Raw genomic sequence first — 26,711 nt, 5'->3', positions numbered from 1 at the left:
GCTGATAAGCGCGGGAGGGATGCGCGAAAAAACATCTGGCCTGCAGCGATATCCGATGCCAGGCTTCGCTTCGCTCAACCCAGCCTACAAAACCATTTAAATACTATAACTTACTTGAAATTTCACTGTAGCCTGCGCTGATAAGCGCGGGAGGGATGCGCGAAAAAACATCCGGCCTGCGGCGATATCCGATGCCAGGCTTCACTTCGCTCAACCCAGCCTACAAAAACGTTTAAATACAATAACTTACTTGATATTTCACTGTAGCCTGCGCTGATAAGCGCGGGAGGGATGCGCGAAAAAACATCTGGCCTGCAGCGATATCCGATGCCAGGCTTCGCTTCGCTCAACCCAGCCTACAAAACCATTTAAATACTATAACTTACTTGAAATTTCACTGTAGCCTGCGCTGATAAGCGCGGGAGGGATGCGCGAAAAAACATCTGGCCTTTGGAGATACCCAATGCCGGGCTTCGCGGCGCTCAGACCAGCCTGCCGAAAAGCCTATTAAATACATAATCTTATTTAAAAATGGCAGCCTTCTTGCGTTTTTTTTGGCTTACGCGGTTTGATAAAGCACCAGCTCCCGCAAAACACTGGTCGCATAGGCACCGGCTGGCAGGCTGAAAGTCAGTTCAGCGGTAGTGCCATCCACTTCACACTGCAGGTTTTCTGGATGAAGGATATTGGCGCGCCAGGCCTCCTGAAGCCCCATTTTTTCGAGTGCCAGTACCCACGTCTGCCACGTATGATACACCTCTGTGATAATTGACAACGCCTCACCACTTGCCACCACTTTCCCCTTGCCGGCAAGTGGACCTGCCGGTGAAATATCGCGGGCGAGAATGCGCTCATGGAGCGTTGCATCGAGTATTGGCACCGTAAAAATGCTGTTAGAGCCTGCCAGCTGAAATACATCGCCCTCAAGCGGCTTATTCCAGGTGGCGGCGCGCACGCGGGCTGCCAGAATCTCGTTAAAAAGCCATGAGCGCGCAGCCGAACAATACATGCCACGATGAAAACGCGAGCGGATTTTCTGCCCCTCTGCCAGCATCGCATGCGCCTTTAAGAGGTTACCACCCTCACGTCCAAAGCGCTGTTCGCCAAAATAATTCGGTACGCCCGTCTGTTTCACACGCTCAAGCTGCTCTAAAAGTGCCACCGTGTCAGACACTTCACGTAAGCGCAGTAAAAAGCGGTTGCCACTTAATGCCCCGGGTCTCAGCTTTTTGTGATGACGCGTTGCCGATATTACGCGCCATCCGGGCGCGCTCAATGCTTCTGCACCTTCGACATATTCTCCGGGAAGGTGAAGACTGAAAAACTGTGTGGTCAGTGCGTGGCGGTCCTTAAGGCCTGCGTAACTGATGCAACTTTCAGGCTTATTCACTATTCTCGCCAGTGATTTGACCACCTCTTCGGTGGTTAATCCGCGCTTTTCGATGTGAAGGATTAAATGCTCGCCATCGCCGCTGAAAGCCCCTGAAAACTGTTCATCCACCTGAAAATCTTCAGGGACTTCGCGAATCAAGGCTTCGCACTCCGGCATCCCATGAGCACGGGGCCAGTTTAGGGCGTTTGAAAAATCAGGGTGCGTCATGGTGTCATTCCCATACAAAAAATAGACTCAAGGGCTACGGCCGTATTAGGGATAACGCCGCGTCGCATGGATTTTTTTATGCGATTGATGCCGTCCAGCAGTTGTAACAGGCGGTGCGGTGTCAGAGTCATGGCCAGAGCTTTGAACGAGGGTTCCAGTGGCTCACCGGACACGTGATGGCGAAGCAGCATCAGCATAAGCCCCTGCAGGAGCCAGAGCCAGCCATCCAGAGGGGTTTTAGACCACGCCTGCGCGAGGGCCACCGGGTTTTTGACACCGGAAAATACCGCTGTCAACGCTTCGAGATGCGTGGGCAACCCTTCCAGCAGGGTGCGCTCCAGAGATTCTTTGGGATAAAACTGCGGCTCGAGGAAGCAAAAAGGATTAGGTGCCTCGCCCGCGAACTCCGGCAATGGCATAGACCATTTTTCACAGCGACTGAGAATGGTCGGCGCAAGCGTTGATATCTGCGTGGCTACCAGCACAAAAACCGTATGTGACGGCGGCTCTTCAAGAATTTTTAAGAGTGCGTTTGAGGCTGCAGTATTCATGGCATCTGCCGGCATAATCCGTACAAACCGGTGCATGCCTGCATGCGGTGTATTAACAATCTCTTCCTGCAATGCGCGTATTCGGTCAACTTTAATGCCGCTCGTGCCGGCTTCAGGCTGCACGTACACTACACCAGGGTGTTCATCAACTGCCATCTGCTGGCAGCTGACACACGTGTTACAGGGAGCGTTCTCGCGGTTACAGAGGAAAGCCGCTATAAGGCGCGTGGCAAAAGCGGCCGGGTTCGTGTGCAGCGGGCCTGCCAGCAACAGCGCCTGAGCGGGGCGTTTTTCGGCAATAGCCTTTTCAAAGGGTGTCCAGAGCGGCTGCTGAAAGGCTGCCAGCTCAGGAAGACGCGGCGTGTCGTGCATGATGCTCCAGATGGTGTTCAAGGATTTGCTCAATTGAGTGACGCACACTTTTGAGAGGCTTCGCGGCATCCACAGTCACTGCGGCTTTAAAGCCTCTAATCCCGTCCTGATAGGCTTTGTGCACGCGCTCAAAAAATTCGAGTGATTCCTGTTCAATCCTGTCGGCTTTGCTGCGTGCCAGTGCACGTGCAAGTCCTTCTGCCGGACAAATGTCAAGATAGAGTAATAAATCCGGGCTCAAGCCCTCGAGTGCGAATGCGGAAATGGCATCGATAAACGCGCCATCCATCCCGCGCCCCCCACCTTGATAGGCGCGCGTAGACAATTCAAAGCGGTCTGCAATCACCCAGGTACCGGCGGCCAGTGCCGGTCGAATCACTTCTTCCACGAGCTGAATGCGGGATGCATACATCAGCAACAGCTCTGTGCGCGGGTCCAGCGCCAGCACTCCGGGCGGTGATTTTACAAGGTTTCGAATCACTTCCCCCACAGGCGTTCCACCAGGCTCACGGGTGGTAAGAAAGGCAATGCCGTGGCGGATAAGAACCTCCTGTATAACTTCCATAGCCGTGGTTTTTCCAGCACCCTCAAGCCCTTCCACGACAATAAACTGCCCTCTCATGGTCTTTTTCCCTTTTTGAGATAGCGATGAATGGCCGCACGCTGGCTGGCATAATCCACCGAAAATTCATGCGTGCCGTCCCCGCGCGCTACGTAATAAAGGTACGCGGTCGGTTCAGGATGCGCCACGGCATCGAGCGCATCACGCCCCACCATGGCAATGGGGGTTGGAGGCAGTCCGCGGTACCGGTAAGTATTGTAGGGGGAATCAATTTTTAAGTCAGCATGCCTGAGCCTGCCCTCATAGTGTTCACCAAGCGCATAAATGACCGTGGGGTCCATCTGCAGCGGCATGAATCTGCGCAGGCGATTGACCAGCACCCCCGCAATCAGGCGACGCTCGCTGGCAACTCCTGACTCTTTCTCGACAATTGAAGCGGCTGTAAGAAGTTCGTAGGGCGTTTTAAACGGCAGACCCGCATCCCGCCCTTCCCAGGCGGCATTAAGGGCGTTAGTGAGGTTCGTATGCGCAAGCATCAAAACGTTTTTTGCACTGCTGCCGGCCTTGTAGCGATAAGTATCGGCAAGAAGCAGTCCTTCAGCGCTTAGATATTCTCCGCGGATGGCATCGAGCATTTCCGGTTGAAAATCAAGCCATGGTGCGTTTTCAAGCGATGCTGTTACACGCTTAAGATTGGTACCTTCAATGATGCGAAACGATGCTGTCAATACATCACCCGTCACCACACGCTGCAAAAAATCACGCAGTGATTCTTCAGGCTTGAGCGCATAGACCCCGGCCTTCAGAGAACGCCCGGAACCATCGATGCGCATCAATATGCGAAAAGCACGGGGATAACGAATCAGATTTTTTGTGCTGAGCGATTTTAGAAATGCCGCAGCCGACATATTGGGGGCAAGCTCGATAATGGTCGAGCTGTCGCAGGCAGCGCATAAGGGGGCTTTCGCATATGCGTAGAAGTAAAATCCTGTCACAGCCACAAGCGTCAGCAGCGCCGTAAGAACTGCGGCCGCTGACGCATAAAGAAAGCGGTTCATTTATACCCGCTTGAACAACAGACTGCCGTTGGTTCCACCAAACCCGAGGGAGTTGCTCATAACGTATTCAATGCGCCGCGACTGCGCCGTATGCGCGACATAGTTAAGATCGCAGCCCTCGTCAGGGTTATCAAGGTTGATGGTGGGCGGCGCGACCTGGTCGCGGATGGCAAGGATGCTGAAAATTGCTTCAATGGCACCTGCCGCTCCCAAAAGGTGACCCGTCATCGACTTGGTGGAACTCATTGCGAGCTCATAGGCATGACTGCCAAAGAGTCGCTTAACTGCGATGGTTTCGTTCAAGTCATTCAGATAGGTAGACGTACCATGTGCGTTGATATAATCCACCTGCTCGGGATTAATACCGGCGTCTTTGAGGGCTGCAGCCATGGAACGTGTTGCACCATCGGCATCCTCATCTGGCGAGGTAATGTGGTAAGCGTCTCCCGACATGCCAAAACCTGTCAGTTCTGCGTAAATAGTAGCATTTCGCGCTTTGGCGTGCTCGTAGTCTTCAAGAACAAGAATGCCTGCGCCCTCTCCCATGACGAAGCCATCGCGGTCTTTATCCCACGGACGGGAGGCCTTTTCCGGCTCATCGTTTCGACGCGAGAGCGCGCGAAGCGCCGAAAATCCAGCAAGGCAAAGCGGCGTTGTCGTCATTTCTGCGCCACCACACACCATGACATCGGCGTCACCATAAGCAATCAGCCTCGCACCGAGACCAATGTTATGCGTGCCACTGGTGCAGGCGGTGACCACAGAAATGTTTGGCCCCTTGAGTTTATGGCGAATAGAAATCTGTCCGGCGACCATGTTGATGATGCCTGCCGGAATAAAAAACGGCGATACCTTGCGCGGTCCGCCTTCAACCAGTTTGTCCTGGTTGTTGGTGATGGTCTGAATACCACCAATACCCGCACCTACAGCCACACCGGTGCGCAACGACAGCTCCCCCTCGAAAGTGAGACCGCAGTCTGCAAGCGCTTCATCGGCAGCAGCGATGCCAAATTGGGTAAAAACATCCATTTTCCGAGCTTCTTTCAGAGGAACGTAGTGCTCAATATCAAAATCCTTGACCTTGCCCCAGATACGGCTCGGATATTCACTGGCGTCAAAATCCTCGACAGGACCGATACCACTGACACCGGCAAGAATATTTTGCCAGGATTGTCTGACGGAAAGACCTGTGGGAGAAACCATCCCCATGCCGGTAACCACTACGCGTCGCCTGTTCAATGAAAGCTCCTCGGGAATACAATGAAAAAAACCTCCTGAAATAAAACATCATTCCAGAGAGGTTTCCATGCATGATATTTAAACAAGGCCAGAATCAGGCTTCTTCCTTGTTCATGTTTGCTTCGATGTGATCAATCGCTTCTTGTACAGTGGTGATTTTCTCAGCGATTTCATCAGGAATTTCAATTTCAAATTCTTCTTCAAAGGCCATTACCAGCTCAACGGTGTCGAGGGAGTCTGCACCAAGATCATCGGTAAAAGAAGCATTGTTTTTTACTTCTTCTTCCTTCACACCAAGCTGCTCACAAACAATCTTGTGCACTCTGGCTTCAACATTACTCATTGCGTGTTTATCCTCTTCAGTGATTTATAAAAAAAATATCGAACTAGTTTATTCAATTCCAGCGAGAACGCAAGCCTCTAAAAAGGTCGCGTTGCTCGCCTATCCCGTTACTCCATGTACATCCCGCCATTCACATGCAGCGTTTCACCTGTGATGTAGGCTGCACCATCCGATACCAGAAATGCCACTGCCTGCGCAATGTCACGCGGCTGGCCAAGGCGTTTCATGGGGATGCGTTTCATGAGCGCCTCCTGCACGGCTTCTGGCAGAGTGTCGGTCATGTCGGTTTCGATAAAGCCAGGTGACACCACGTTCACGGTAATACCGCGACTGGCCATCTCCTGTGCTACTGACTTGCTCATGCCAATAACGCCGGCTTTCGCCGCCGTGTAATTGGCCTGGCCCGGGTTACCGCAGGACCCAACCACAGAACCAATGGTAACAATGCGCCCGTAGCGCGCGCGAAACATTGGCTTCAGGCATGCTTTTATCATGCGGTAAACCGCGCTTAAATTGGTTTCAATGACGCTGTACCATTCGTTGTCTTCCATGCGCAGCATCAGGTTATCACTGGTAATGCCGGCATTATTAACAAGAATCGAGGGCATCTTCTCGCGCGCTTCAAGCGACTCTATCAGTGCGTCAACGGACTCCTGGCGGGTAACATCCAGTACCATGCCTTCGCCGGAAAGTCCTTTGGCTTCAAAGTCCGCGCTGATGGCCTGCGCCCCACTCTCGCTGGTGGCAGTTCCAACTACGTAAGCGCCACATGCAGCAAGCTCAAGTGCCACTTCTTTGCCAATTCCGCGGCTTGCACCGGTTACCAGTGCGGTCTTACCCTGCAAATCTGTCATCAGTTGCCCCATGGTTAATTATGCGGTTTCAGTTTCAGGCGAGCCAAGCGCCTGTAAAAGCGACTCCGGGCAGTTTACACTGCTGGCCATTAAACGTTTATCCATGCGCTTTAAGAGTCCGGTGAGCACGCGCCCAGGACCGCATTCAACCATGCGTTCCACTCTAAGAGTGCGCAGTTTTTCCATACTTTGTACCCAGCGCACTGGCTTATAGAGCTGTTCGGCAAGCAGTCTGCGCATCTGGTCTACGCTTTCGTAAATACTCATGTCAACATTACTGATGACGGCCATTGAAGGAACACGAAACGGGGTTGCGGCAAGGTCTGCAGCAAAAGCCGCGGAAGCTTCCTCTAACAGCGGACAATGGCAGGGAACACTAACGGCGAGGCGCATGACCAGACGTGCATCGGCAGCCTCTGCAAGCGCTTCGGCACGAGCAACAGCAGGCGTATGGCCAGCAATCACCACCTGTCCGCTGGCATTAAAATTCGCGGGCGTAACTACTTCCGTGGCGTTACTGGCTTCATGGCAAAGTGCTTCAACCTGTTCGTTATCGAGGCCGACTATCGCAGACATCGCACCAAGCCCGACAGGAACTGTCTGCTGCATCAGGCTGGCACGCCGTGATACGAGTGTGGCGCCATCGGCAAGGCTCAGTGCGCCGGAACAGACCAGTGCTGCATACTCACCAAGGCTATGACCGGCCATAAAAGCCGGTGCGGCAAAGCCCTGCTGCATTAATGCGCGATACACCGCAACATCGGCAGCGAGCATGACCACCTGCGTGGTGGTAGTCTGGTCAAGCAGGCTCTTTGGGCCTTCCTGAGTCACCTGCCACACATCATAGTTCAGCACGTTCGATACAATATCAAAGGTTTCCCTGACAACCGGATACGCGCTGGCAAGTTCTGCGAGCATGCCAACAGACTGCGAGCCCTGGCCCGGAAAAACACATGCGGTTATGGTCATGAAATACGCTCCTGAAAAATCAGATGGTCAGCGGTCGCTGGAGAGGGCATCAGACTTCACAACAGGACTCCCTGATTGATAAAGTCGTTGATTTGGTCGCGCACAAGATCTACCACATTGTGCCGGACTTCAAGCATGGCTTCTTCGATGGCATAGGCAAAGGCTTCGGGACTTGCACTACCGTGGCTTTTAACGACGATACCGTTCAGACCGAGCATGCTCGCACCGTTATAGCGCGCAGGCTCCATACGATTTTTAAGGTGATTAAGAGCGGGAAGCGCGAAGAGGCCGATAACACGGCGCCACCAGCTTTTGGTAAACGACTCCCGTAAAACAGACAACATAAGCTTGGCGAGTCCCTCGGACGCTTTCAGGGCAACATTTCCCACAAAGCCATCACAAACGACAAGGTCAACTTCGCCTGAATAAAACTGATCCCCCTCTACATAACCAACGTAATTCATCACGGCGCACTCGGACAACATGTGTGCGGTGCGTTTGACCTGGTCATTGCCCTTGATTTCTTCTACGCCGATATTAAGGAGACCAATACGTGGTTTAGGGGTTTTATCAACCGCCTGGATAAGCGCAGAACCCATAACAGCGAACTGAAAAAGGTGCTCGGCACAGGAGTCGACATTCGCACCAAGATCGATAACGCGGGTGCGCCCGCGGGCGGTAGGCAGCTCGGCAATAATGGCCGGGCGGTCTATGCCTGGAAGTGTTTTGAGCACAAAACGCGCTGTTGCCATCAGGGCACCGGTATTTCCGGCGCTGACACACGCACTTGCGCGACCCTCCTTGACGAGATTGATGGCAATCCGCATGGAGGATTCTTTTTTATTACGCAGGGCGTGTGAAGGCAGTTCATCCATCCCCACCACTTCCGGGGCGTGAACCACGCTTAACTGAGCGCCAGACGCGACACCAAGCCGCTTGAGTTGGGCGTTAATAACATCTGACGCACCGACAAGCAGCAGCTTGAGTTCAGGATACCTGGCAGCGACGGATGCACAGGCAGGGATAATGACTGAAGGGCCATGATCCCCGCCCATCGCGTCTACAGCAATGGTAATGTCTTTCAAGCGTTTTACTCGTGTTCGTAAACAGATTCTGACTTCAGAATTCTTTTACCGCGATAGAAGCCATCCGGTGTAATGTGGTGACGACGGTGTGTTTCACCGGTGGTCGCATCGACAGAAAGCGTCGGCCCACGAAGCGCGTCGTGTGAACGGCGCATGTCACGCGCAGAGCGCGATTTCTTATTCTGCTGAACAGCCATGGTGTTACTCCCAAACCAGTTGTAATATCAAATGCGCAATATTACCGCTTTTTTTCTGTCAATCCAAGTGTTTTGCCACTGTCACGTTGGACAAAGTGTCAAGAACCGCACGACAGTCGGCCTCGTTCTCATGAAAACGCGGTGCCGAAAGGTGCAGTTCATCTGTCAGAAGGTCCTGAAGATTAAGCTCGCCGCTTTCTGCAACAATCACCTCAAACTGCTCCATGAGACGCTCGGCTGCATCATCATTTGCGGCAACTGCAAGGCAAATGTCAAAGGGCCAGTTCCGTGCAGTCACTTCCATGCAGCGCTGGCAGGTAATGCTGAGCACACCCTCACCTCTCAGGTTCAGAAGGTAATACCCTTCTACCGCTCTGACGCTGAGTGTACCGGACAGTTCGAGGGGTGCTTCTACAAAGCCTGGGAGGCGTTCTGTCAGTGTGACAGTCCACGCAGTGGCGCTGGTTTCCCGCGCAAACGATTTTAATACGATTTTCATAAAAACCACCAAAATGAAAGGATTTTACACGTAAGCGCTGAAACGTGCGAGCCTCATTTTTCTAAAAACAAGGCATCACATGTGACAACACGCCCCTTCCTGCAGTAAAATGACGCATTTGCAGGCAGTACAGGTAGTGGTTTCATGAAGCAGAGAGTCCTTGTAGGCATGTCGGGAGGGGTGGATTCTTCCGTATCAGCATGGTTATTGTGTGAGCAGGGTTATGCGGTCGAAGGACTTTTCATGAAAAACTGGGAGCAGGATGACCGCGATGGCTATTGCGCCGCAGAAAGCGACCTTGCCGATGCCCGTGCGGTCTGCAACCAGCTGCATATACCCCTGCATGAAGCCAATTTTTCAGAAGCCTACTGGGATCGCGTCTTTGTTCATTTTCTCAACGAATACGAGGCAGGACGAACACCAAACCCGGATGTACTCTGTAACCGTGAAATTAAATTCAGCGCGTTTCTGGAAAAAGCGGTTGAACTGGGGGCTGACTACATTGCAACCGGTCATTATGCGAAGGTGCGTCATACCGAACAGGGCAGCTTACTTTGCAAGGCTAAAGACCGTGAAAAAGACCAGACATACTTTCTGCACGCCATCGAACAGGACGCGCTTGCAAAAAGCCTTTTTCCGATTGGCGCCTACACAAAGCCTGAAATTCGAGCATTTGCGCGTGAACTTGGGCTTGTGACCCATGCCAAGAAGGATTCTACCGGAATTTGTTTTATTGGCGAGCGGCGTTTTCGCGACTTTTTAAAGGAATTTATTCTGGCGCGCCCGGGCGATATTCAAAGCACTCAAGGTGAATGGCTTGGACGGCATGACGGATTGATGTTTTACACGCTTGGTCAGCGTCAGGGACTTAAAATTGGTGGCCGGCGCGGCAGTAACGATGCGCCATGGTATGTGGTGGGTAAAGAAACCGCAACCAATACCCTTGTGGTCGCACAGGGTAACGACCACCCCATGCTTTATGTTAACGGGCTTATGTGCGGCCCCATTCACTGGCTGTCGGGCCGTGCTCCTGAATTTCCGCTGACGCTCCATGCCCGCACGCGCTACCGTCAACAGGAAGAGCCTTGTGTCGTGTCGCCGCCGATGGGTGAGCAGCACTGCGTACAGTTTGCGAGTCCTCAACGTGCGGTAACTCCGGGACAATATGTGGTATTTTATGATAAAAACACCTGCCTTGGCGGCGCGGTGATAGAATCGGTTATCCCCTGATAACCCCATGGAGGGCTGGTGATGAAACGTTATGTGTTTATGGTATCAGACGGTACCGGTATTACGGCGGAAACCCTGGGCAACAGCCTCGTGTCGCAGTTTGAAAAAGTACCGTTTGAAAAAGAAACCCTCTCCTATGTTGATACCCTCGAAAAAGCGGAAAAAGTGGTGGAAATACTGAACGCCTGCTACCGCAACACGGGCACCCGACCGATTGTCTTTCTAACACTCGTTGACCGTGAACTCAACAATTGCATTAAAAAATCCGATGCCTGTATCTTCGACCTTTTCAACACCTTTCTCCTGCCACTTGAAGAAGCCCTTGAGGAAAAATCCTCACACACTGTCGGGCGCACCCATGGCGTACAGGACGTAAAAACCTACGATTACCGCATTGAAGCGATTAACTATGCGCTTGAACACGATGATGGCATCAAACCCCGGGGCTATGAGCATGCAGATGTTATACTCGTGGGCGTATCACGCTGTGGCAAAACGCCAAGCAGCCTTTATCTCGCGCTGCAGTTTGGGCTCAGAGTGGCAAACTATCCGTTCACAGAAGAAGATCTCAAGCGCCACACCCTTCCTGACGCTCTGAAACCCTGGCGTCCGAAACTCTTTGGGCTGACAATTGACTGCGAACGCCTGCAGCAAATCCGTTCCGAACGTCGGCCGGACAGCAAATACGCCTCAATGGAACAGTGCCGGATTGAAACCCGGGAAGTGGAATCGCTCTACGGACGCGAACAAATCCCTTATTTGAATTCCACATTCTGTTCCATCGAGGAAATTGCAACCCGTATTCTTGCGATTACGGGTATCAAGCGGCGGATTTAAATTTCCCACATTGCCATAAAATCCGTCACCGTCATTTCTGACAGCGTACGGGTATCTTTCATGGCTTCCAGCAAACGCGCCACGCGTGCCCGGGGAAAACGGGTACGCAGGTTACTTTCGCATTTGGCAAGCAGCACCGGTATGCCTTCTTCGCGGCGTCGGCGATGCCCAATCGGGTACTCGACCGTTATGCGCTCACTGGATGAACCATCGCGATAGTGAATCTGAATGCTGTTGGCAATCGAGCGTTTCTCAGGATCGTGGTAGTCACTTGAGAACTGCGCATCTTCAGACACATGCATTTTCGCCCGCAATGCGTCTATGCGCGGGTCTGCCGCCGCCTGGTCTTCGTAGTGTTTCGCAGACAGGCCGCCATGCAGGAGGCCAATTGCCACCATGTACTGCAGGCAGTGATCGCGGTCAGCAGGATTGTGCAGCGCGCCCTGCTTACTGATAATGCGTATCGCTGATTCATGGGTGATGAGGTCAATGCGCTCAATGTCATCAAAACGCTCTAGAACCTGCGGGTGAAGCGCAACGGCACACTCAACCGCCGTCTGCGCATGAAACTCAGCCGGGAAGGAAATTTTAAACAGCACATTTTCCATGACATAACTGCCGTAGGGGCGTTGAAAGGCAAATGGCCTGCCCTCAAAAAGCACGTCATAAAACCCCCAGCGTGGTGCACTCAGGGCACTTGGGTATCCCATCTCGCCTTTTTGCACAATCAGCGCAAGCTCCACCGCACGACCGGTCGCATCCCCTGCCGCCCACGATTTACGGGAGCCGGCATTCGGTGCGTGGCGATAGGTGCGAAGGCTCTGGCCATCGACAAACACCTGAGAAAGTGTGCGCAGGATGGCATCTCGGTCACCGCCAAGGAGTTTTGCGGCAACCGCACTGCTTGCAAGCTTCACGAGAATCACGTGATCAAGCCCCACGCGGTTAAAGCTGTTTTCAAGCGCCATGCAGCCCTGTATCTCGTGCGCACGTACCAGGGCATCCAGAACATCGCGCATAAAAAGCGGGGCATGTCCCTGCTTCAGGTTTTGGCGACTGATATAATCTGAAAGTGCGAGTATCGCGCCGAGGTTATCCGAAGGATGCCCCCACTCTGCGGCTAGCCAGGTATCGTTAAAATCGAGCCAGCGCACCATTGTGCCGATGTTTTTGGCCGCCGTAACCGGGTCAAGCGCCCATGACGTGCCGGGAACGCGCGCGCCATCCGCCAAAACGGCACCAGGCACAACAGGCCCAAGCATTTTGGTACACTCTGGAAACTGCATCGCAAGCATGCCACACCCAAGCGTATCCATCAGACAAAGACGCGCGGTATCAAGCGCCAGCGTGCTGGTGATGGGCGAAGAAAGGACATAATCGGCAATGTCCTGCATCACCTGGTCGTAATCGGGTTTAATATTATCTTCAACATAATGCGACATGCTTTTACCCTCTCTCATGTATCGGCTGCCACGCACGCGGCGCGGGACCTGTGTATTCGGATGTGGGGCGAATCAGGCGGTTATTGGCGCGCTGTTCAAAAATATGCGCCGACCAGCCAGTTACGCGTGACATCACAAAAATCGGCGTAAAAAACGGCGTTGGAATGCCACAGAAATGGTAGGCGGAGGCACTGTAAAAATCGAGGTTTGGAAAGAGCTTTTTCTCACGCCACATAACGGTTTCGATGCGCTCAGACACTGGATACAGCACGGTATCTCCCGCAGCCCGTGACAGCCTGTGAGCCCAGGATTTGATAATATCGGAGCGCGGGTCGCAAACGGTATACACGCGGTGCCCAAAGCCCATGATTTTTTCACGCCTGCCTAGCTTTTCCATTAAGCCTTTTTCTGCTGCATCAGCGCTGTTGTACTGTGCAATCAATTCCATGGCCGCTTCATTCGCGCCCCCATGCAGTGGGCCTCGCAGTGTGCCAATGGCGGACGTAATCGCGGAATAAAAATCCGAAAGTGTCGCGGCTGTTACCCGTGCGGCGAAAGTTGAGGCATTAAATTCGTGCTCGGCATAAAGAATCAGTGAAACATTCATCATGTCGCGCTCAATTGGCGTCGGCGCGCATCCGTGCAAAAGCGCCAGAAAATGCCCGCCAATGCTGGTTTCATCACTAAGACCGTCAATCTCACGTCCGTCTTTGTGAAAATGGTACCAGTAGCAGAGAATGCCTGGAAACAGGGCAAGCAGCCTGTCGGCGATGTCCTGCTGCATGGCGATATCGGTTTCTGGTTCGAGGGTACCGAGCATGGAGCAGGCTGTACGCATGACATCCATCGGATGTGCGTTAGCCGGAATCAGGCGCAGCACGGCTTTGAGTGGCTCAGGCAGCGTTCGCAGGCTTACGAGCTTTTTTGTGTATGCTGTAAGGGTTTTTTCTGTCGGCAGCGCTCCATAATGCAGCAGCCAGGCCACTTCCTCAAAACTTGCGTGTGCTGCAAGGTCATCAATGGAATAGCCGCGGTAATTCAACCCCTTACCCGATTGCCCGACAGTGGCAATGGCTGATTCGCCCGCCACAACGCCCGCAAGTCCTGCTGATGCTTCACTCATTCCGTTCTCCATAAAGTCTGTCAAGTTTTTCTTCAAACGCGTGGTACCCCAATACCCCGTATAACTCCTCACGGGTCTGCATATGTGGCACCTGTTCAGCCTGCGTGCCTTTAGCGGCAATGTCTTCGTATACGGCAAGCGCCGCTTTTGACATGGCGCGAAACGCACTCAGTGGATAGAGCGCGATTTTAACACCGGCGTCCTTAAGGTCTGCAAGACTAAAAAGGGGAGTTTTCCCGAATTCGGTGAGATTGGCAAGTACCGGCACCGGCACGTGCTTCACAAATTCGCGGTACTGCTCAAGCGTTGTCAGCGCTTCTGGAAAAATCATGTCCGCCCCGAGCTCCACACACCAGAGTGCACGGTCAATAGCAGCCTGCATGCCTTGAACGGCATAGGCATCGGTTCGTGCCATGATGACAAAATCGGGGTCTGTGCGCGCATCAACCGCCGCACGAATTCTATCGCCCATTTCCTCGCGCGACACAATCGCTTTATTAGGCCGATGACCACAGCGTTTGGCGAGCACCTGGTCTTCGATGTGTATCGCGGCCACCCCGGCCTGCTCCATGAGCTTCACGGTACGCGCTATCGTAAATGCATTGCCAAAACCGGTATCTACATCCACAAGCAGAGGCAGGCTGGATGCGGCATTGAGGCGCCTTGCATCCTCGAGCACCTCAGATAAACCCGTCATCCCTAAATCAGGAAGACCAAATGAAGCATTGGCAACTCCGGCCCCAGAAAGATAAAGCGCCTTACAGCCTGCCGACTCGGCAAGCATCGCACAATACGCATTAACCGCACCCACAACCTGCAGCGGCGCCATCGCTTCCACAAGTTGTCTGAGGCGTTTTCCTCGTGTTTCCCGCATGGGATTCTCCTTAAAAAAGGGCTGATAAATGTTCCCGCGCCTTTTGCGCGTAGATTAGCGCTGGCGCAAGTTTTGGGTCCTGTTCAGCTTCGACAATGCACCAGCCGCGGTAATTGGCGTCTTTCAAATCACTCACGATTGCAGGGAAATCAAGCATGCCGTCTCCCGGTACCGTAAACACACCGGCGCGTCACTTATCATGCCGGGTTTTAACTGCATGTCTGCACAGTCGTTGCGATAAAACATCAGAGGAAACGTGTCTGGCGGTTGTACACCAAGCAGCACAAGTCCCGTCAGATGTTCAGCACTTTCGTGTAAAAGCCTTGTGTCAACTCCTTCGCGGGCAAGGGTTTCACGTAAAAACACCCCCATATCATCCCGGCCAACGCAGGAACACATTCCGCTTTTAAGTCCGAGTCGTGCCGCCCCAACTGCGATGTTTCCCGCGCATCCGCCAAGGTATTTGGCAAAACTGTGCGCATCAGCAAGACGCCATCCGACCTGTTCAGCATATAAATCGACTGCCACACGCCCCATGGAGATCACATCCATCGGACGCGGCTCGCAGTTATCTGTCATCCATTCAGGCATCAGTATCTCCACAAACACGGACAGGCTGATTACGCACAAGCGATTCCTGTGCAGCTTTTGCGATGCGAAGCGCACTCAATGCGTCCTCCGCACTGACCGGTGCGGCACTGCCATCAAGGTATGCCGTGCAAAAGGCCTCAAGCCCTGCAACAAACGCCTGTTCGTAGCGTTCAAGAAAAAAGTAAAGAGGGTTCGCACTGGCTGTATCATCCCGGCGGTAATGGCGCACGGCATTTTCAAGGCAGTTCTCAGCCTGCAGCATGCCCTCTGAGCCAAGTACTTCCAGTCGCTGGTCATAGCCATAGACTGCCTGACGGCTGTTATTGATAACGCCCAGTGCACCATTTGCGAAACGCAGTTGAATGATGGCCGTGTCCACATCCCCAAAACCCTCAAGCCTCGGGTCAATCAGGACACCTCCGCTGGCATGCACTTCCACAACCTCTGACTGCATGACAAAACGCGCCATGTCAAAATCGTGAATCGTCATGTCCATCAACATCCCGCCCGAAGTCGCCGCATAGGCAATCGGGGGACAGGCAGGGTCTCTTGAGGTAATGCAGAGCATCTGTGGAGTGCCAATCTCACCCGCGTGCACGCCGGCCGCCACTTTCGCAAACGAGGGGTCAAACCGCCGGTTAAAGCCAATATGAAGCAATGTGCCACGTGTGTTTATTTCTTCCATAAGCGCCAGCACTTCTCTTTCATCAAGACCAATGGGTTTTTCGCAGTAAATGGCTTTCCCCTGGGCTGCAGCCGCGCGAATCTGCGGGATGTGCAGCGGTGTTGGGGTCGCAATCAAAACAGCGTCAATGTCGGGATGCGCAATCACAGCATCCACATCAGTCGTTTTAAGCGCAACAGGCTGCAGCTGCGCCCATTCGGGATCGAGTGCCGGGTCGGCAATTGCGGCGAGTTCAAGCTGCGGTATCCGGCGCAGAATATTACCGGCGTGCAACCGGCCGATGCGTCCGGCACCTAAAAGTCCAATTCTGCAAACACGTGAACGAGTGGTCATATGGCATCCTCCATCATGGCGTCAAGGGGGGTAGAAAGGCGCCCGTTCGGGCGACCTATGTCGCGAATTCGATAACCACGGCTTAAGCGTTTTTCAAGCATTTCCAGAGAAACACCGGTTGTTTCCGGTATGAAATGCACGATAAAAAGCGTGGCGATAAGGCAGCAGGCACCAAAAAACAGCAGGCAGTGCACCGCTCCAAGGTGCGACCAGAGCGGCATAAAAACCAGTGCAATCACAAACGTAGTCGCCCATTGCACCACTGTCGCAAGACTCATGGCAAAGCCGCGAATACGCATCGGAAAAATTTCAGCAATAAGCACCCAGAACAGTGAGCCGACACTGACACAATACCCCATCACATACACCGACAGGCAACTGAGCACGCCATATCGGGCAAGCCCGCCCTCAAGACTGTAAAAATAGCTTGCGCCAAAAAGTCCCAGAGCCGCTGCAAGGGTCCCTCCAATCAGAAGGCGCCGCCGACCGAGGCGGTCAACCGTCAGCAGCGTAAAGGCCGTAAAGAGCGTATTCACGAGGCTGATGATAAACGTCGCGAAAATAGCTTCCCGCACCAGACTGAAACCCGCGGACTGAAAAATGACCGGGCCGTAAAACATGATGGCGTTAATCCCTGAGAGCTGCTGAAAAGCACCCAGCAGACAACCGGTCAGGAGCACGCTAAAGAGCCTGCGGTTCCATCTCCCGGAAGCATTCAGCGTCTGAACCTCACGGATTTCCTGAAGTTCATGTGAAACATCATGACCTGGAGCACGTATCGCGCGCAGCACCTCAAGAGCCGCCTCTATCCCATGATGTCGCGCCATCCAGCGTGGTGAATGGGGAACACGCAGCAGGCCTGCGAAAAAGAGTACGCCCGGGATGGCGCTCGCCCAAAAGAGCCATCGCCAGCTGTGCGGTGAGAGATCGTGCACAGCAAAACCCGACAGATACGCAATAGCCTGGCCTGAGGTAATTGCGAGGCCATTCAGCAGTACCATGCCGCCTCGGCGGTTTGCAGGTGCGATTTCAGCAATATAAAGGGGAACTGCGTAGGAGGCGACACCTATACAAAGACCGGTGATAAAACGTCCAGCGAGCAACAGAAAATATCCATTCGCAAGTGCAGAGAATACAGAACCTGCAATAAAGCCGAGCGCCACGAGCTGCAGCAGCATTCTGCGACTGAGCCGGTCAGCCAGCAGGCCGCTAAGAGGAATGCCGGGAATCGCCGCGAGCAGACTGATACTAACCACCAGTGACCACTGCTGTTCACTCAGTACAAGCTGCGCCATGACCTGGTCGCGAATGTCAGCCACTACACTCGAATCAAAGCCAAAGAGCAAACCGCCAAGCCCCGCTATCGCCGCTATCCGCCACACCAGTCCATTGCCCGCCCTGCCGTTCATCTCCACATCCCTGAGACACCTTAGCGATGGGGCTGATGGTAGCACTCTCACGGGTGTGGTGTACAGGTACTCAGAGCCGTGCGAATGCCATGCCGCTTCAGGCATTCAACCACCACCAGATGAGGGAGTGCCAGGGCGGCCAGGGTATAAATGGCGCTGGCAAAGGCTTTGTCCTGAAAACTGAGCTCAGGAATCAGGCTTAAAAATATTCCAGCCGCTATCAAATAACTCAGAAGTGTCATCGGAATGACAGCTTTGACAAAAGCGACCGGCGATTGATACCCCATTTTTTTGTAGAGCAGTAAAAAATGATTACGCGAGTGAATACCGACAAAATAGATGGTCAGAAACGCAATCGGAGGTGCGATGAGAGCGCCTCCCACGGCAAGAAGAAGCTCTTTACGCTTTGACGGAGACTGTTTCCACAAAAGATATGGAAATACCGGGATTAGAAGGATGGCGAGCGCATGCAATGACGCACTCACTTTAAGCGCCCCTTCTCTGTTGGTAATCAGCAGAAAAAGCTCTAAAACCTCTCTTCCATAAAACAATGCCGGAAAGGCTATCAATCCTGCTCCGCACAGACAGGCATGGAGACTCGCGATGAGGCTGGTATTAACCGCCTCTTCAGGGTAATAATCCATACCAAAATGAAAAGCCGAATATGCGAGAAAGACGAGCAGCATCGCCGTCGGGAACGTATAAAAACCAATTAACACGGCCCCTGCTAAAATCACATACGCGATACCGGAGAGTAACCAGGTCTTTAGCGATGTGTGCCATAAACGGCGCATAATCCACAAATCAAGCGCGCCGTGCGGGATGCCAAACACAAACGCCAGCACGGCAAAAAGCATGACAGCGTATTGAGGCAGTAACAAAGCAAACCCTCCTGTGACCATAAAGCCCGTGAGTAACAAGAGATTTGTCATAGTAATGCTCGCACAAAAAGACCTGTTGGCATGGCTTTTACTACCTGCCAGCGAAGTGACCAGTTGATGGCACCGTTCATGAAGCGCGCAAAGTTCTCTGCAGAGAGTGTTTTTGCCATTTGCATGAAAACATCAGGAGCATGAGTCATCTGGCGGCTCAGTACTCGGCAAAAACAGGCATCCATCCATCGGTCAAGCGCATTATCAACATTTGCACCTCGCAACAGCGTTTGATTCGCAATGTGATGCGCCATTGTTTGTGCCTGAGCCTGAAGGCGTAAAAAGCCATAGCCACTTGACGCTCTAAGGCTGCCGTAATGCTGGGAGAGATTGAAGCAGGTAGAAGGCGGCTGTTTTTGCAGGGGAATGCCCATGGGCAATACGGCCGCTTCCTCACGGCAAATTTCATAATCCTGCGTCCATCTTTCCAAGAGCGTTTCACATGCGGCTTTGAGTAAATGCGGAGAGTGAAGGGTTTTAGAGAAGCGAGTGACCTCAAGAAGCGCATGATTTTCGGCAATTGGCAGCATGTAATCAAATTGACAAAATTCCTCATTGGCGCTCAGATTGCTCATCAGCATCACCGAGCCTGTATCAAAGACAGGCACATTAGTCTTGATTTCGAGGCCATAAAAAATCTGATACAGGCGCGCTTTTTTTATCACCTCAAGCTTGTCTGGTCGAGTGTCAATCAGGGAGGAGGCCCGGTATAAACCGGATGAGGTTGTTATTTCATAATAACCTCGTTTATGTTCGATGGCTTTTACGTCAATGCCAGGATGCAGTTCCTGTCTGTGGTCGTTCAAAATGGCATGGGTGGTTTTCTGGTAATAATCGATACTTTTTATAAGGCCATATGGGCATGTATCCGCCTCATGAGATACCGTTTGACAGTTGTGACTGAAAAGCCACTTACTCCAGCGTTTACAGATAATGTCCTGATGCACGAAGTCTCGCTCTGTCAGCCAGAAACACCAGCTTCTGTCATCATGATACTGCTCACGCATTTCAAGAATGGCGATACGCTGATTACTTTTGAGCAGACTGTAATAGTAGCCAATAGCAAGGCCTGAGCAGCCTCCACCGAGAATAATGACATCATAGTACTGGCAGGTCATTCTGATAGTGTCCTCGCCAGTAATCGATTCCGGCTGTTGTTGCTGCAAGTATTTTTTCCCATGGTCTCGTTGCGACTCTTCCAAGCCAGTACGGATAATTTTTTCGCGCGATTTTCAAACCTATCAATCGGTATATTCGCAGCGCAATCATAATGGCAAGTCGGGGTTGACCGGGAATATACTGAAGTCCTTCAGCAGCATGTTGATAGTAGGTCTCTGCCAACGCCAGCGTGTGCTTCATTGCGGTTTGGGTTTTTTCACGGTTTTGCGGCTCCGAAAGACTTTCCGGATCTTGAAACTCAAGCCATTCCTCAGGAAGATAGAGCCTGTTCATCCGCGCATCTTCATCCACATCTCTGACGATATTGGTCAATTGCATGGCAATCCCCAGGGAAATGGCGTGTTTTACTGCTGAGGGATGCGTGCATCCAAGAATGGGGCACATCATTTCACCAACGGTACCTGCAACCTTGTAGGCATAGTCAGTCAAATGCTGCCGGTCAATAATGCGCACAGGATTTAAGTCAAAGCGCACACCGGCTACAAGATTTTGTGCTGCCAAAAGCGAAACATTCTTCTCTGCAATCAGTTGCAGCATGGCAACAACAACCGGATTGCTGGAACACTGGCGCTCTAATTCATCGGCAATTGCATCGATTTTAGCGCACGCCTCAGTTTTTTCGATGTCGGTAAAGGCGTTGTCAGCCAAATCATCGCAGTAACGACAAAATGCATATAAAACTGCCGCATTCTGGCGCATATCACGGGGCAGCCACTTCGCTGCAAAACTAAAGCTTTTCGCGTGTTTTTGAAAAACCGCCTCTGCATTCATTCGACAGGCTCCAGGACATCCGGCAACAGGCGTTCAACGACCTTTGCTGATGAAATAACTCCGGGGACTCCAGCACCTGGATGGGTTCCGGCGCCAACGAGGTAGAGGTTTTCGATGCCTTCTGCCTGATTATGATGACGAAACCAGGCGGATTGAAAAAAGACGGGGGCTGCTGAAAACCCGCTGCCAAGATACGCGTTATAATCCGTCTTGAAATCTTCAGGCGTCTTAAAAAACAGGGTATCAATCTGTTTGGAGAGCCCCGGCATTCCAAGCGCCTCCAGTGCATTTATAATGCGACTGACCAGTGGGTTTGCCTCTTTGTTCCAGTCGATACCTGCCGACAGGTTCGGCACCGGACAGAGGCAGTAAAACGCATCATGTCCTTCGGGTGCGATACTCTTATCTGTAGCCGTTGGACGGTGCAGGTATAAGGCTAAATCCTCAGACAGGCATTTGTGATTGAAAATGTTATTGAGTATGGCTTCATACGCACGCGGCATCATTATCGTGTGATGAGGAAGATTATCGTACCTGCATTTTGTTCCAAAATAGAGAACAAACAACCCCATCGAGGGTTTTGTTAACAGTGTCTTGCACGTTCCAATCAGTCCCTGCTGGCCTTTTGGGATCATGTGGCGGTATAAAAACTGCGGGTCGATATTCGATATGACGATATCTGAAGCGTGGGATTCGCCATTTGCAAGGCGAATGCCACTTGCCCGCCCTTTCTCAATGTGAATCGACTTTACGGGTGAATTTAACGAGACGCGTATGCCTTCCTCAGACATCAGACGGGCAAAGGCCTGAACCAGCTGGCCAGTACCCCCGAGAACGTAGTGCACGCCCCATTTGCGCTCGAGATAATGAATCAGGCAATAAATGGACGTTGTATCAAGCGGATTTCCACCTACAAGAAGCGGCTGTACCGAAAACGCCTGACGAAGCAGCGGATGATGGATGTACTGACAAACGAGCTGCCAGACACTTTTATACGATTGCAGGCGCACCAAATCTGGAACCGTTTTAACCATTCCACGGAAGCGGTTAAAAGGCTGTGTCGCGAGTTTTTCAAATCCGACTTCGAAAATAGCTTTAGAGTGTTCCAGCATGCGCAGATAATTATCCACATCAACGGGTGAAATACGGCGTATTTCCTCAAGCAGATTCTCAAGCGTTCCACCATAATTGAAGTGGTTTCCATCTGGAAAGCGAAATTGATACCACGGCTCGACTGGAACGAGCTCAGCATAATCTTCGAGCCGCTTACCAAAAAGGCCAAACAGTTCTTCAAATAAAAAAGGCGCTGTCATCACGGTGGGACCGGCATCAAACACATAGCCATCACGTTGATAAACCTGCGCGCGCCCGCCTAACAGCGGCTGATTGCAATACAAATCAACAGCATACCCTTTTGCTCTGGCTCTTAATGCGGCAGCAATGCCTCCAAAACCACCTCCGATAACAATCGCTTTTTTCATGATTCAAATTCCTTTTGCAGCTTTTGATGAATCCGTTCAAAAAAACCGGTAAAGGGCTGCGTAAACTTCGTTGAAAGCTGATTCAGTGCGCCTTTCGCATCATGAAAATCGACGTTTGCGAGTCTTACTGCTTTTAGCGCATCGATGTATTCATGATTATCCAGTATGCTGAAAATACTGAAGTTTTTTTCATCACGGTCTTCCTGCATGTCTGTTAAATCATCAAGAATCTGAAAGCTGATGATAAGCGGCTCGATTATCTTCATGAAGGCATCAATGTGTTGCTCTTCATTTGCGAGCATTGCGGGCAAATGCACGCACAGCATGATTAATTGACCTGATTTGAGCCAGCATATTTTTCTATAGTCCTTTAAAGTCATTTCGGTATGTGCCGCGGCATTTATGTCGAGCATTTGACCCGTAATGGTGTTTTTGACGTACTGATGCACCACTCTGACAGCCTTTCCGATAGAAGCCTGCGGCAAAAGCGCGCAGGTCTCGTAGGCCAAAGAAATAAGATAATCGCCAAATGACAAAGCATTTTCAGCACCAAAACGCTCACACAACGTGTTTTGGTGTCGACGAATAAGAGCGCGGTCTTGAATGTCATCGTGAATCAGGGATGCGTTATGCAGGAGCTCCACAATAATGGCAACGCTAAGCGCTGTTTCATCGGAGAGGTCAAACGCTTTTGAATAATCAAAGGCAAGCTGCGCGCGCACCTGAGAGCCCGGATTTTGAAAGTGGTGGCGACACATGGGAACCATGCATGCATCAAGGTCATCAAGGATGCGATGAGTAAAGTACTCTGTGAAACGCGCTGCCTCAAACATGGATAAGCTCCCCCCTAAAACAATGCTTCAGGGGGGAGTGGAAATCAGAGTTCCGCATAACCTTCATCACTCGACTTGTTGCGAGCAATAAAGAATATCAGGAGACCAAATCCGGCTTTTGCTACGATATCAGCAATGGAATACCCCAGTTGCAGACCAACGTAGGCATCACCGCCGCTTAAACCAAAATTTGGCAGCAGATAGACGATGGGGTAGAAACACCATGCAAGGACAGTCAGGTTGCAGGCACGGCGCACAAGACCCTGTACTTTCACCGGCTGTCTGGAAATGGATGCACGCAGACCGAAGAAGAGTTCATAGACGATATAAACGAAAGGAATCATCGCAAGAATCCACCAGTACCAGCGCGTTCCCATATCGGCAGAAATTTCTCCTGGATAGCCAAGAATCACCATCACAGCAGCGGCGAGTCCCAGTTTAACTGAGCGAGACACCGTTTCTTCATGAGTGAGTTTCATCACAAGAATCAACTCAACAAGAAGCAGGGGCACGGTCAACAGCCAGTCCACATACCGATAGGCATCGTTAAACGGTTTACCAGATGGAGTGACCTGATTATTCATTACCGTAAACGCATTCTCAAACGAGAAAAATATCTGGAGGTAATGATAGGCCGCAATGAAAGTAACGAGCCCGGTAATGGAGATGGCGATGCGGTATTTAGCGGAAACACGGCCCAGGTTGAGCCAGAAAAACAGCGTGGCTGCCATCATGAGCGCGAATGTAAAGGAAAAACAGTTATATAACAGACTGTACTGCCAAAAGTCTATCTTATCCATAAGTCACTCTCCAGTTTTTTGACTCTCTATAATTAGCAAGATGTAAGGATTATGTAAAGCATATTTCGGTGGTTGAGTACTATTTTTTAGTCTGCTCCACTGATACTGGCCGCATCAGATTTCTTGACATGCTCACATTGAAGCGTATCATTTGTACATTTGCACATTTTTTATGAAAATTCTCAAGCGCGTTGCCCTTGCCGTTGCATTTATCCTCATTATCAGTTCAGTTCTCCTCTGGGGCCTCACGCAATCCATCAGCAAAGACACTCTGAGCGAGTGGATTAATGCACGCCTCTCGAGCATCGCGGGGCAGCCCGCGCGGATTGAGGGCGGAATTTCCTGGCAGCTTTTGCCAGCCCCCGGGGTGCGTGCCGCTAAAATCCGTATTGGCGGGGATGAGCCAGATATTACCATTGATGACCTGCTGCTGCGCCTCGATACAGCGTCCCTGCTCCGTGCAAAACCCATTTTCAGTGCCGTAATCGTTGATGGGGTGCAGATTCAACTGCGAAAATCGGTCAAACCTGCGCCGACAAACAAGACGCCATCGACTACCGCAGGCGCATCTTCGGTGCCTGCGGCATTCGCCATTCATAAGTTCATGATAAACCGCGGCAGTGTTATCATCGATGATGGAGAACAGCACATTCGCCTGTCTAATCTTCAGCTGAGTGCAGATGACCTGAATCTTGGTAATACACGCTTCCCCCTGCAGTTTAAGGCAAAAATTACGGCAAAGACCCCTTCGGGCGAAATTGTGGCTCCGGTTCGCTTTACCGGGCACATCAGACTGGATGGAAACCTGCTGCAAAACCCGGAAAAAGCGCTTTCTCAGCTTGAATTAAACGGACAATCCAGCATTCAGAAACTGCGAATTAACTCGGTGCATGTTGACAGCGTTGAGAGCACTCTGCAGGCAAAAAATGGGGTGCTCACGCTTAAACCGCTGTCCATCAAACTTTATGGCGGCACCTCAGTCGGCATGCTTTTGTATCAGTTAAACAACCGCCTGCTGACCCTGAGCCAGACCGCCAATAACCTCGATACTGCAAAGCTTGCTGCCGATGCCGCAGGATTTGGCGCGTTTTCCGGGCGCATGGATTTTTCCCTGCACGCCTCCAGCCGTTTTGACGGCAGTGATGTATTAAAAAACATAACTGGAAATGGCAACCTCAGTATCAAAGACGGAGAGCTTCGAGGCATTGATTTAAACGCCGTGTTAAAGCGCGTCAGCCTGCAGCTTGATAAGCTTGCCAAAACCACCGAAAGCACGCTCCAGCCGGAAACGGCGCAGGATACAAAAACGGCAAAAACCGCATTTCGTCTGCTGAGCCTCAGCTATTCGCTGCGTGACGGCGTGCTGGGTCTTCAGCCGCTCCTGATTCAGACCGACTCACTGCAGCTCAAAGGCGATGGTCAGCTGACGCTTGAAACCGGCGCGCTGAAAGCGCGACTCAATGCGGTCACTCAGACTGAGGGCGTAACCCTTGCGGTTTTGCAAAAAAGCCTTGGTGGTAACCTGCCGCTGCTCTTGACCGGCACGCTTTCAGCCCCAGTCCTTATGCCTGATATGCAGGTCCTGACGCCATTGCTGGCACGTGAAGCCGTCAGTACCCTCACAAAAAATCCTGAAGTGAAGAAAATTGGGAAGCAGATAAGCGCACTGGTGAAGAACCTGCGTTGAGTACATCGCACGATACACGGGTTGCTGACGCCCTGCTCGCATGGTATGACATCCATGGGCGCAAGAACCTTCCCTGGCAGCACCCGCGCACCCCGTGGCGCGTGTGGGTGTCGGAAATCATGCTGCAGCAGACTCAGGTGCGCACGGTCATTCCCTATTTCGAGCGCTTTATAGAGCGCTTTCCGGATGTCACGGCTCTTGCAGGCGCCGAAGAAGACGAGGTTCTCGCACTCTGGTCAGGGCTTGGCTATTACAGTCGCGCGCGAAACCTGTATCGCGCGGCGATTTTGGTTTGCGAGGAATTTCAAGGGCACATTCCCAGAGACGTAAAAGTGCTTGCGACACTCCCGGGCATCGGCGCCTCAACTGCCGCGGCCATCGCCTCTCAGGCCTTTGGTCATCAAACTGCCATTCTTGATGCCAATGTCAGGCGCGTGCTTGCGCGTGTTTTTGAGGTGAGTGATGCATCACAAACGGTCGAAACCCGCGCTTTACAAACGCTTGCAGATGCCTGCATGCCTGCTACCCGCTGCGCGGATTACACGCAGGCCATTATGGATTTGGGCGCATCCTGCTGTACGGCGCGCAACCCCGATTGCAGGCACTGCCCGCTTCAATCAATGTGCGGCGCTTTGCAAAACAATACCAGGCACTTATATCCGCAAAAACGCCTCAAAAAAAAGCTTCCCACTGTAGCGTCTAAATTCCTGCTGATTACCCATCCTGATGCACAAGAGGTCTATCTGGAAAAGCGCTCTAGTGATGGCGTCTGGAAAGGGCTCTGGTGTTTTCCGTCACTTGACCCGCATGTATCTGTTGTGTCTTTTATCAACGAATCCTTTAAATGGCCGGCAATCACCCTGCTCCCCTTTCAAACCCTTCGCCATACCTTCAGCCATTATCATCTTGAGATGGACGTGATTCTAGTAAAGACCCCCTGTGATGTTTTGCCGGAACACCTCAAGGGTAGATGGTTTAATCTCGAGCAGGCGTTAAACGTCGGTCTGCCAAAACCCATACAACAGCTGCTTCACACTTTTTTCCACCCTGGGGCGTGTCCTCATTCCATGATGTGAAGCGAAAATGTGGCGGTTTGAGGGGCATTGTGTGCTTGAGTGAGGCGAATAGCAGGCTCTATTTAACGAACTTAAGCGCACAATGACACCAAAACGCCG

At 52.0% G+C, this 26,711-nt stretch carries 27 protein-coding genes and 1 pseudogene; 4 read left to right on the top strand and 24 right to left on the bottom strand.

What is annotated here, in order from left to right; all coding sequences use genetic code 11:
* Window positions 1–559 precede the first annotated feature (559 nt).
* The 11 genes from truD to E4T54_RS11475 form a co-directional block, all read right to left on the bottom strand.
* Window positions 560–1,600 carry a tRNA pseudouridine(13) synthase TruD gene (gene truD / locus E4T54_RS11525; protein ID WP_028386480.1) on the bottom strand — a complete coding sequence of 347 codons (1,041 nt, stop codon included), beginning with the start codon at window positions 1,598–1,600 and terminating at the stop codon, window positions 560–562.
* Window positions 1,597–2,544 carry a hypothetical protein gene (locus E4T54_RS11520; RefSeq protein WP_162261986.1) on the bottom strand — a complete coding sequence of 316 codons (948 nt, stop codon included), beginning with the start codon at window positions 2,542–2,544 and terminating at the stop codon, window positions 1,597–1,599. Before E4T54_RS11520 ends, truD begins: the two co-directional genes overlap by 4 nt.
* Window positions 2,498–3,145 carry a dTMP kinase gene (tmk, locus tag E4T54_RS11515; RefSeq protein WP_028386479.1) on the bottom strand — a complete coding sequence of 216 codons (648 nt, stop codon included), beginning with the start codon at window positions 3,143–3,145 and terminating at the stop codon, window positions 2,498–2,500. Before tmk ends, E4T54_RS11520 begins: the two co-directional genes overlap by 47 nt.
* Window positions 3,142–4,143: an endolytic transglycosylase MltG gene (mltG, locus tag E4T54_RS11510; protein WP_051550908.1), complete on the bottom strand. Its 1,002-nt coding sequence runs from the start codon at window positions 4,141–4,143 to the stop codon at window positions 3,142–3,144. Before mltG ends, tmk begins: the two co-directional genes overlap by 4 nt.
* Window positions 4,144–5,382, bottom strand: coding sequence for a beta-ketoacyl-ACP synthase II (gene fabF / locus E4T54_RS11505; RefSeq protein ID WP_028386478.1), 1,239 nt, complete (start codon window positions 5,380–5,382; stop codon window positions 4,144–4,146). It lies immediately after the preceding gene.
* A gap of 94 nt (window positions 5,383–5,476) precedes the next feature.
* Window positions 5,477–5,725: an acyl carrier protein gene (gene acpP, locus E4T54_RS11500; protein ID WP_028386477.1), complete on the bottom strand. Its 249-nt coding sequence runs from the start codon at window positions 5,723–5,725 to the stop codon at window positions 5,477–5,479.
* Window positions 5,726–5,832: 107 nt separating this feature from the next.
* Window positions 5,833–6,579, bottom strand: a complete 747-nt coding sequence (gene fabG / locus E4T54_RS11495) for a 3-oxoacyl-ACP reductase FabG (protein ID WP_028386476.1) — start codon at window positions 6,577–6,579, stop codon at window positions 5,833–5,835.
* 18 nt (window positions 6,580–6,597) lie between these two features.
* The gene (fabD, locus tag E4T54_RS11490) at window positions 6,598–7,548 is read right to left on the bottom strand and encodes an ACP S-malonyltransferase (RefSeq protein ID WP_028386475.1); all 951 of its coding nucleotides are present in this window, start codon (window positions 7,546–7,548) and stop codon (window positions 6,598–6,600) included.
* A 56-nt stretch (window positions 7,549–7,604) separates the two neighbouring features.
* A complete protein-coding gene (gene plsX, locus E4T54_RS11485; protein WP_028386474.1) occupies window positions 7,605–8,633 on the bottom strand; it encodes a phosphate acyltransferase PlsX in 1,029 nt (342 codons plus the stop codon).
* A 5-nt stretch (window positions 8,634–8,638) separates the two neighbouring features.
* On the bottom strand, window positions 8,639–8,830 hold the full coding sequence (gene rpmF, locus E4T54_RS11480; protein ID WP_028386473.1) for a 50S ribosomal protein L32: 192 nt from the start codon (window positions 8,828–8,830) through the stop codon (window positions 8,639–8,641).
* 58 nt (window positions 8,831–8,888) lie between these two features.
* On the bottom strand, window positions 8,889–9,329 hold the full coding sequence (locus tag E4T54_RS11475; protein WP_058387118.1) for a YceD family protein: 441 nt from the start codon (window positions 9,327–9,329) through the stop codon (window positions 8,889–8,891).
* Window positions 9,330–9,473: 144 nt separating this feature from the next.
* Between E4T54_RS11475 and mnmA the strand changes: the two genes are divergently transcribed.
* Both mnmA and ppsR read left to right on the top strand, forming a co-directional pair.
* Window positions 9,474–10,559, top strand: coding sequence for a tRNA 2-thiouridine(34) synthase MnmA (gene mnmA, locus E4T54_RS11470; RefSeq protein WP_028386472.1), 1,086 nt, complete (start codon window positions 9,474–9,476; stop codon window positions 10,557–10,559).
* Window positions 10,560–10,580: 21 nt separating this feature from the next.
* Complete coding sequence (gene ppsR, locus E4T54_RS11465; RefSeq protein WP_028386471.1) at window positions 10,581–11,396, top strand: posphoenolpyruvate synthetase regulatory kinase/phosphorylase PpsR; 816 nt, start codon at window positions 10,581–10,583, stop codon at window positions 11,394–11,396.
* Here ppsR and E4T54_RS11460 read toward each other — a convergent pair.
* The 13 genes and pseudogenes from E4T54_RS11460 to E4T54_RS11405 all read right to left on the bottom strand — a co-directional run bounded on the left by E4T54_RS11460 (window position 11,393) and on the right by E4T54_RS11405 (window position 23,849).
* Window positions 11,393–12,838 (bottom strand): bifunctional 2-methylcitrate dehydratase/aconitate hydratase, encoded by a 1,446-nt coding sequence (locus tag E4T54_RS11460; RefSeq protein WP_028386470.1) that lies wholly within the window; start codon window positions 12,836–12,838, stop codon window positions 11,393–11,395. The two genes, ppsR and E4T54_RS11460, sit on opposite strands and share 4 nt — an antisense overlap.
* A gap of 4 nt (window positions 12,839–12,842) precedes the next feature.
* Window positions 12,843–13,961, bottom strand: coding sequence for a bifunctional 2-methylcitrate synthase/citrate synthase (gene prpC, locus E4T54_RS11455; RefSeq protein ID WP_028386469.1), 1,119 nt, complete (start codon window positions 13,959–13,961; stop codon window positions 12,843–12,845).
* Window positions 13,954–14,835 (bottom strand): methylisocitrate lyase, encoded by an 882-nt coding sequence (gene prpB / locus E4T54_RS11450; RefSeq protein WP_028386468.1) that lies wholly within the window; start codon window positions 14,833–14,835, stop codon window positions 13,954–13,956. Before prpB ends, prpC begins: the two co-directional genes overlap by 8 nt.
* Window positions 14,836–14,845: 10 nt before the next feature.
* On the bottom strand, window positions 14,846–14,992 hold the full coding sequence (locus E4T54_RS12045; protein WP_155832459.1) for a hypothetical protein: 147 nt from the start codon (window positions 14,990–14,992) through the stop codon (window positions 14,846–14,848).
* A 35-nt stretch (window positions 14,993–15,027) separates the two neighbouring features.
* Window positions 15,028–15,426 (bottom strand): annotated as a pseudogene (locus E4T54_RS11445) (PfkB family carbohydrate kinase); the annotation flags it as partial.
* Window positions 15,419–16,444: an inositol 2-dehydrogenase gene (gene iolG / locus E4T54_RS11440; RefSeq protein ID WP_035902215.1), complete on the bottom strand. Its 1,026-nt coding sequence runs from the start codon at window positions 16,442–16,444 to the stop codon at window positions 15,419–15,421. The pseudogene E4T54_RS11445 and the gene iolG, both read right to left, overlap by 8 nt.
* The gene (locus E4T54_RS11435; protein WP_028386465.1) at window positions 16,441–17,853 is read right to left on the bottom strand and encodes a sugar porter family MFS transporter; all 1,413 of its coding nucleotides are present in this window, start codon (window positions 17,851–17,853) and stop codon (window positions 16,441–16,443) included. The genes iolG and E4T54_RS11435 overlap by 4 nt, the downstream gene beginning before the upstream one ends.
* Before the next feature lie 47 nt (window positions 17,854–17,900).
* Window positions 17,901–18,785, bottom strand: a complete 885-nt coding sequence (locus tag E4T54_RS11430) for a Brp/Blh family beta-carotene 15,15'-dioxygenase (RefSeq protein WP_081776746.1) — start codon at window positions 18,783–18,785, stop codon at window positions 17,901–17,903.
* Complete coding sequence (locus E4T54_RS11425) at window positions 18,782–19,951, bottom strand: lycopene cyclase family protein (protein WP_135100418.1); 1,170 nt, start codon at window positions 19,949–19,951, stop codon at window positions 18,782–18,784. Before E4T54_RS11425 ends, E4T54_RS11430 begins: the two co-directional genes overlap by 4 nt.
* Window positions 19,884–20,735 carry a phytoene/squalene synthase family protein gene (locus E4T54_RS11420; protein ID WP_051550906.1) on the bottom strand — a complete coding sequence of 284 codons (852 nt, stop codon included), beginning with the start codon at window positions 20,733–20,735 and terminating at the stop codon, window positions 19,884–19,886. Before E4T54_RS11420 ends, E4T54_RS11425 begins: the two co-directional genes overlap by 68 nt.
* The gene (gene crtI / locus E4T54_RS11415; protein WP_028386462.1) at window positions 20,732–22,216 is read right to left on the bottom strand and encodes a phytoene desaturase family protein; all 1,485 of its coding nucleotides are present in this window, start codon (window positions 22,214–22,216) and stop codon (window positions 20,732–20,734) included. The genes E4T54_RS11420 and crtI overlap by 4 nt, the downstream gene beginning before the upstream one ends.
* A complete protein-coding gene (locus tag E4T54_RS11410; RefSeq protein WP_028386461.1) occupies window positions 22,213–23,049 on the bottom strand; it encodes a polyprenyl synthetase family protein in 837 nt (278 codons plus the stop codon). The genes crtI and E4T54_RS11410 overlap by 4 nt, the downstream gene beginning before the upstream one ends.
* Window positions 23,050–23,093: 44 nt before the next feature.
* Window positions 23,094–23,849 (bottom strand): bacteriorhodopsin-like, encoded by a 756-nt coding sequence (locus E4T54_RS11405; protein WP_028386460.1) that lies wholly within the window; start codon window positions 23,847–23,849, stop codon window positions 23,094–23,096.
* A gap of 172 nt (window positions 23,850–24,021) precedes the next feature.
* On the opposite strand from E4T54_RS11405, the gene E4T54_RS11400 reads away from it, so the two are divergent.
* Entirely contained in the window at window positions 24,022–25,536 is a 1,515-nt protein-coding gene (locus E4T54_RS11400) for an AsmA family protein (protein ID WP_028386459.1), read from the top strand.
* Window positions 25,533–26,612 carry an A/G-specific adenine glycosylase gene (mutY, locus tag E4T54_RS11395; protein WP_028386458.1) on the top strand — a complete coding sequence of 360 codons (1,080 nt, stop codon included), beginning with the start codon at window positions 25,533–25,535 and terminating at the stop codon, window positions 26,610–26,612. Before E4T54_RS11400 ends, mutY begins: the two co-directional genes overlap by 4 nt.
* Window positions 26,613–26,711: the final 99 nt, after the last annotated feature.

This window comes from Legionella geestiana, assembly GCF_004571195.1.
Taxonomy (GTDB): Bacteria; Pseudomonadota; Gammaproteobacteria; order Legionellales; family Legionellaceae; genus Legionella_B; species Legionella_B geestiana.
This window is presented reverse-complemented; position numbering and strand designations above follow the sequence as displayed.